7 protein-coding genes are annotated in these 6,544 nt (G+C 71.4%); 1 reads left to right on the top strand and 6 read right to left on the bottom strand.

Annotated features, from left to right (window positions below):
• Positions 1 to 34: 34 nt before the first annotated feature.
• From ACFWRO_RS21895 to ACFWRO_RS21875, 5 genes are all read right to left on the bottom strand, one after another.
• Complete coding sequence (locus ACFWRO_RS21895) at positions 35 to 1,324, bottom strand: DUF6986 family protein (protein ID WP_384512698.1); 1,290 nt, start codon at positions 1,322 to 1,324, stop codon at positions 35 to 37.
• A gap of 152 nt (positions 1,325 to 1,476) precedes the next feature.
• Positions 1,477 to 2,439 carry an electron transfer flavoprotein subunit alpha/FixB family protein gene (locus ACFWRO_RS21890; protein WP_384512696.1) on the bottom strand — a complete coding sequence of 321 codons (963 nt, stop codon included), beginning with the start codon at positions 2,437 to 2,439 and terminating at the stop codon, positions 1,477 to 1,479.
• 55 nt (positions 2,440 to 2,494) lie between these two features.
• Positions 2,495 to 3,280, bottom strand: coding sequence for an electron transfer flavoprotein subunit beta/FixA family protein (locus ACFWRO_RS21885; RefSeq protein ID WP_384512694.1), 786 nt, complete (start codon positions 3,278 to 3,280; stop codon positions 2,495 to 2,497).
• 190 nt (positions 3,281 to 3,470) lie between these two features.
• Entirely contained in the window at positions 3,471 to 4,061 is a 591-nt protein-coding gene (locus tag ACFWRO_RS21880) for a flavin reductase family protein (protein WP_384512692.1), read from the bottom strand.
• Between the two features lie 197 nt (positions 4,062 to 4,258).
• The gene (locus ACFWRO_RS21875; RefSeq protein ID WP_384512690.1) at positions 4,259 to 4,591 is read right to left on the bottom strand and encodes a TlpA family protein disulfide reductase; all 333 of its coding nucleotides are present in this window, start codon (positions 4,589 to 4,591) and stop codon (positions 4,259 to 4,261) included.
• A 235-nt stretch (positions 4,592 to 4,826) separates the two neighbouring features.
• Here ACFWRO_RS21875 and ACFWRO_RS21870 point away from each other — a divergent pair, with 235 nt between their 5' ends.
• A complete protein-coding gene (locus tag ACFWRO_RS21870) occupies positions 4,827 to 5,549 on the top strand; it encodes a lysophospholipid acyltransferase family protein (RefSeq protein ID WP_384512688.1) in 723 nt (240 codons plus the stop codon).
• Between the two features lie 37 nt (positions 5,550 to 5,586).
• Here the strand turns inward: ACFWRO_RS21870 and ACFWRO_RS21865 are convergent, their stop codons facing one another.
• Positions 5,587 to 6,279 (bottom strand): B3/4 domain-containing protein, encoded by a 693-nt coding sequence (locus tag ACFWRO_RS21865; protein WP_384512686.1) that lies wholly within the window; start codon positions 6,277 to 6,279, stop codon positions 5,587 to 5,589.
• Positions 6,280 to 6,544: the final 265 nt, after the last annotated feature.

The raw sequence follows: 6,544 nt of genomic DNA, 5'->3' as shown, positions 1-6,544 counted from the left end.
CCCTTGGAGTGGCGCGTCGGGGACGGCGCTCCCGCTACTGCGCCGTCGCCGTCAGGTCGCCGCGGCGCGGGGCCGCGAAGCGGTCCAGGTCGGCGCGGGTCAGGCCGGTGAGGGCGTCGACCTCGGCGGTGTCGAGGGCGCCGCAGTCGATGCCGCGCAGGAGGTAGGAGCCGAGCGCCTTCGCCGTGGCGGGCTCGTCCATGACGTCGCCGCCGGCGTGGTTGGCGTACGCGGAGAGGCGCTTGGCCGCGGCCTCGAAGCCCTCGCGGTAGAAGGCGAAGACGGCGGCGTACCGGGTCGGGATGTGGCCCGGGTGCATGTCCCAGCCCTGGTAATAGGCGCGGGCGAGGGCGCGGCGGGTGAGGCCGTAGTGCAGGCGCCAGGCCTCGTGCACATGCTCGGTGGAGCCGACCGGGAGGACGTTGGTGGAGCCGTCGGAGACCCGTACGCCCGTGCCTGCGGCGGCGACCTGCATGATCGCCTTGGCGTGGTCGGCGGCCGGGTGGTCGCTGGCCTGGTAGGCGGCGGAGACTCCCAGGCAGGCGCTGTAGTCGAAGGTGCCGTAGTGCAGTCCGGTCGCGCGGCCCTCGGCGGCGCCGATCATGCGGGCGACGGCGGCGGTGCCGTCGGTGGCGAGGATGGACTGGCTGGTCTCGATCTGGATCTCGAAGCCCAGGCGGCCGGCGTCCAGGCCGTGGGACTTCTCGAAGGCCTCCAGGAGCCGGACGAAGGCCGAGACCTGCTCGGGGTACGTGACCTTGGGGAGGGTCAGGACGAGGCCGTCGGGCAGGCCGCCGTGCTCCAGGAGTCCGGTGAGGAAGACGTCGGTGGTGCGGATGCCGCGGTCGCGTACGGCGGCCTCCATGCACTTCATCCGGATGCCCATGCACGGGGCGGCGGTGCCGTTCGCGTACGCCTCCGAGATCAGCCGGGCGGCGCGGGCGGCGTCCTGGTCCTCGTCGTCCCCCGCGTAGCCGTCCTCGAAGTCGACCCGGAGGTCCTCGATGGGCTCGCGCTCCAGCTTGGCCCGTACGCGGCCGTAGACGTCCTCGGCGAGGGCGTCGGAGAGGCCGAGGACGGCGGCGAAGGAGGCGGCGTCGGGGGCGTGCTCGTCGAGGGCGTCGAGGGCCTGGTCGCCCCAGGAGCGGATGGTTCCGGCGTCGAAGACGTTGCCGGGGACGTAGACGGTGTGGACGGGCTGGCGGGTGCCCGGGTCGCCCGGGTAACGCCGGTCGAGCTCGGCGTCCACCGCTGCGAGGGAGGCGCTGATGCCCTCGCTTACTGCGCCGGCGAGGCTCGTCGACACCTTCTCCTGCTGACCCATCCCACATCCTCCTGTTTTCCGCTTCACGGAATCAACAATCCGTATAGCGAAGTTAGTAGCCCGTCAGGACCTGCGTCAATGGGTGTCCCAAACGGCCGGGGGCCGCGCGGTGATCATCACCACGCGGCCCCCGGACCGAACAGAACCCCAGGTCAGCCCTTACGGGCCTGGATCTCCTGGGTCAGCTGCGGCACGACGTCGAAGAGGTCGCCGACCACGCCGTAGTCGACCAGGTCGAAGATCGGGGCCTCGGCGTCCTTGTTGATGGCCACGATGGTCTTCGAGGTCTGCATACCCGCGCGGTGCTGGATCGCACCGGAGATGCCGGAGGCGATGTACAGCTGCGGCGAGACCGACTTGCCGGTCTGGCCGACCTGGTTGGAGTGCGGGTACCAGCCGGCGTCGACGGCGGCGCGCGAGGCGCCGACGGCGGCACCGAGCGAGTCGGCGAGCGCCTCGATGATCCCGAAGTTCTCGGCGCCGTTCACGCCGCGGCCGCCGGAGACCACGATGGCGGCCTCGGTCAGCTCCGGGCGACCGGTCGACTCGCGCGGGGTGCGCGAGGTGACCTTGGTGCCGGTGGCCTGGGCGGAGAAGGTGACGGCGAGCGCCTCGACGGCGCCGGCGGCCGGGGCGGCCTCGACGGGGGCCGAGTTCGGCTTGACCGTGATGACCGGGGTGCCCTTGGAGACACGGGACTTGGTGGTGAAGGAGGCGGCGAACGCGGACTGCGTCGCGACCGGGCCCTCGTCACCGGCCTCCAGGTCCACGGCGTCGGTGATGATGCCGGAGCCGATGCGGACCGCGAGGCGGGCCGCGATCTCCTTGGCCTCGGCGGAGGACGGGACGAGGACGGCGGCCGGGGACACGGCCTCGTACGCGGCCTGCAGCGCGTCGACCTTCGGGACGACGAGGTACTCGGCGAACTCGGGGGCGTCGGCGGTGAGGACCTTCACGGCGCCGTGCTCGGCGAGGGCCGGGGCGGTGGCCTCCGCGCCGGCACCGAGGGCGACGGCGACGGGCTCGCCGAGGCGGCGGGCCAGCGTCAGCAGCTCCAGGGTGGGCTTGCGGACGGCGCCGTCGACGTGGTCGACGTAGACGAGAATCTCAGCCATGGGGATTCAATCTCCTGCGAACGAAAAGGGGCGGGTCAGGTGGCTCGCGCGAGCCCTAGATGAACTTCTGGCTCGCGAGGTACTCGGCCAGCGACTTGCCGCCCTCGCCCTCGTCCTTGACGATCGTGCCGGCGGTGCGGGCCGGACGCTCGGCGGCGGAATCGACCGCGGTCCAGGAACCCGCCAGGCCGACCTCCTCGGCGTCGATGTCGAGGTCGTCGAGCTCCAGGGACTCCACCGGCTTCTTCTTGGCGGCCATGATGCCCTTGAAGGACGGGTAGCGCGCCTCGCCCGACTGGTCCGTCACCGACACGACGGCCGGGAGGGACGCCTCCAGCTGCTCGGAGGCGGTGTCGCCGTCACGGCGGCCCTTGACGACACCGTCCTCGACGGAGACCTCGGAGAGCAGCGTGACCTGCGGGACGCCGAGGCGCTCGGCCAGGATCGCCGGGAGGACGCCCATAGTGCCGTCGGTGGAGGCCATACCGGCGATGACGAGGTCGTAGCCGGTCTTCTCGATCGCCTTGGCAAGCACGAGCGAGGTACCCATGACGTCGGAGCCGTGCAGGTCGTCGTCCTCGACGTGGACCGCCTTGTCGGCGCCCATGGACAGCGCCTTGCGCAGCGCGTCCTTGGCGTCCTCGGGGCCGACCGTGAGCACGGTGACCTCGGCGTCGTCGGCCTCTTCGGCGATCTGCAGTGCCTGCTCGACCGCGTACTCGTCGAGCTCCGACAGCAGGCCGTCGACGTCTTCGCGGTCGACGGTCAGGTCATCGGCGAAGTGCCGGTCGCCGGTGGCGTCGGGCACGTACTTCACACAGACAACGATCCTCAAGCTCACGCCGGCTCTCCTACTGCATCGTCATAACTTGGCTGCCTTGTTGCTCGCAGCATAGGCGCCTGAAGGGCGGGTTTCCGGTCGGGGCGGCCGACCGCCCCCACCGGGATATTACTCGCCAGTACACCCGTTCCGTTACCGGTGAGCAAGCGCTCAGGCGTGTGACCTTGCCAACGCCGAGGTTAGGGAACCCTCAGTCACGCAGAGCGTTGAAGCGCCCCTGGTGGTAGAGGAGCGGACGCCCCTCTCCCGCCGGGTCTCCGGCGACGGCCTCGGCGATCACGATCCGATGGTCCCCGGCCGGGACGCGGGCCACCACCCGGCACACCAGCCAGGCGAGGACGTCGTCCAGGATCGGGACGCCCTCGGGGCCCGCGCTCCACCGGGTCGGGGCGCCGAACCGGTCGGCGCCGCTGCGGGCGAAGGTGCCGGCCAGCTCCTGTTGGTGCTCGCCGAGGACGTGGACGCCTATGTACTCGACCTCGGAGACCCCGGGCCAGCTGGAGCTGGAGGTACCCACACCGAAGGAGAGCAGGGGCGGGTCGGCGGCCACGGAGGTGAGGGATGTGGCGGTGAAGCCGACGGGGCGGTCCCCGTGGGCGGTGATGACCGCGACCCCGGCCGCGTGCCGCCGGAAGACGGAGCGGAGGAGGTCGGGGGAGGCGGTACGGGCCGTGGAGACTTCACGGTCCGGAGTGGCTTCACGGGCGGCCGCGGCGGCTTGGCGCGGGACGCCGATCGTGCGGAGGTCGGGCGTGACCGTCGTGTCGGGCGTGACCGTCATGGAGTTGTCCTTCTGCGAGGGCGACGTGCGGGGGGACCGGGGGTTCTCAGACACCCGGACAGCGCGCGCTCGCGTGACGGGCCAGGTCGACGTGGACCCGCCCATGGAGAAGGAGTTCGAAAGGCACGTCGTCAGCCTGACGATCGATGGCCGGTGCAGTCAAGCGGGGACCGGGATGTGGGAGATGTGTCACCGCGTCAGACCGCCCGCCCCAGGGCCGCGATGACGTCGGCGCGCCGGGGCTGACCCGAGGCCCGTACGACGACGCGGCCGGCGCGGTCGAGAACGAGCACGGTGGGGGTGCGGACGATGTCGTACTTCCGTACGAGGTCGAGGCGCTCCTCGGCGTCGATCTCGACGTGGCCCACGCCCTCGACCATTCCGGCGACCTCGGCCAGCGTCCGCCGCGTGGCGCGGCACGGCTGGCAGAACGCCGTGGAGAACTGGACGAGGGTGGCCCGCTCCCCGAGCTCGACCCCCGACTCCGTACCGAGGCCGTCCTCGCCCGACGCGCCGGACCGTCCCGCCATGTCTCCGTCTCCCTCTCGCTCCCCGATCTCCACCACTCCCCCGTGCAGCGCCCGCGACCGCCGAACGATTCCCGTCACGGCCACCAGTGGTGACGATTATCTCCCCGTACGAAGCCGTCAGGACTGGTCAGCAAGGCCCACATGGGGCACGATCTGCCCAAAGCCGAAAACCTACGGCTGCGTAACTTCCGCCGGGAGAACCCTCCCCAGGCACAGAAGAAGGGGTTCCTCTCAGATGGCAGAACTCGTGTATCGGCCGGTCGTCGGTGCCGCCCTGACCCTGTTCAAGGCACTGGACCTCAAGATCGACACGCAGGGTTCGGAGCACATCCCGCGTACCGGCGGCGCGGTGCTCGTCAGCAACCACATCAGCTATCTGGACTTCATCTTCACGGGCCTGGCCGCCCTGCCGCAGAAGCGGCTGGTCCGCTTCATGGCCAAGGACTCGGTGTTCCGGCACAAGATGTCGGGCCCGCTGATGCGCGGCATGAAGCACATCCCGGTGGACCGCTCGCAGGGCGAGCACGCCTACAAGCACGCCCTGGAGTCGCTGAAGGCCGGGGAGATCATCGGCGTCTTCCCCGAGGCGACCATCTCGCAGTCCTTCACGCTGAAGAGCTTCAAGTCGGGCGCGGCGCGGCTCGCGCAGGAGGCCGGGGTGCCGCTGATCCCGATGGCGCTCTGGGGCACGCAGCGCATCTGGACCAAGGGCCGGCCGCGGAACTTCCGGCGCAGCCACATCCCGGTGACGATCCGGGTGGGCGAGCCGCTGGAGGCTCCGGCGGACCAGTACGCGGGCGCGATCACCCGACGCCTTCGCGAGCGCTGCCAGGAGCTCCTCGAGGCCGCGCAGCGCGCCTACCCCGTGCGCCCCAAGGACGCGAGCGACACCTGGTGGGTGCCCGCGCACCTCGGTGGCACGGCGCCGACCCCGGCCGAGGTGAAGGACGCCGGCTGACGGCGTCGCCGTACCACCGGCGCGAGCCCCGCGGCCCCTACTCCGGGTCGCGGACGGCGATCCGTGCCCCGGGGCTCAGCTTCTCCAGCGACTCGGCCAGCTCCGCGCCGGCGGCGAGCAGTTCCTCGCGCGTCATGGGCGCGAGCGACTCCAGCAGGAAGATCGCGTTCACGGTGTCGTCGTCGATCCGGGTGCGCGGCCCCTGGCGCCAGTTCCAGCGGCGGCAGGTGACGCCGGCGTCGTCGCACCAGACGATCTCGCCCGGCTCCGGGTGCTCCACGGTCTCCTCGCCGCCCGCCACGGTCACGAACGGCTCGTCGCCGCCGGCCCGGATGAGGCGCATGGAGCCCTGGATGCGGTCGAGGTCCTCGCCGCCGGCCGGGATCAGGTGCGCGACGCTGATGGCGTTGTAGGCGTCGACGAGCCGGTTGATCCGGGGCAGTCCGCCGTCGGCGAGCGCGCGCTTGGCAAGCGCCTCGGCGGAGTTGCGGGTACGGGAGGGCTTGGCGCCGAACGCGGTATACGCGGCGCGCCAGGCCGCGATGTGCGGGTCCTTGTCCGGGGCCCGGCCCGCGAGCCGCTCGGCGAGGCGGCGCGCCGCGTCGTCGAGGAGGGCCGAACTGGTGTCGTCGCTGGGGCCGTTGACCAGCCCGTGGGCCTCGACCGCGAGGTGCGTGAAGCCGGGGACGAGGGCGCGCACCTCGTCGGAGACGGTCAGGGTGAGGGGCATGGTCGTCCTTGCGTCGGAGGTCGTCGGAGGGCGGTCGGAAGGATCCGCAGGAGCTCCGAGCTGTCCCGCGCCGCCCGCATGGCGCTCACCTCTCCCGCATGCGGTACAGCGTACAGCACCGAATAGTCCACTTCACTGAACTCCAGATCGGGCAGACGGCTGCCGAAACGCGCCTCGAACAGAAAGACGGCGGGCCGGAAGTCAATGGACATACGGCCCCCCCCCAACATCTGTGGATAGGGGAGGAGGAGGGTCGTGGAGGCCT

The organism is Streptomyces sp. NPDC058579 (assembly GCF_042718575.1).
Lineage (GTDB): Bacteria > Actinomycetota > Actinomycetes > Streptomycetales > Streptomycetaceae > Streptomyces.
Note: the sequence above shows the minus strand (reverse complement) of the source record. Positions and strands in the feature narration are given on the sequence as shown.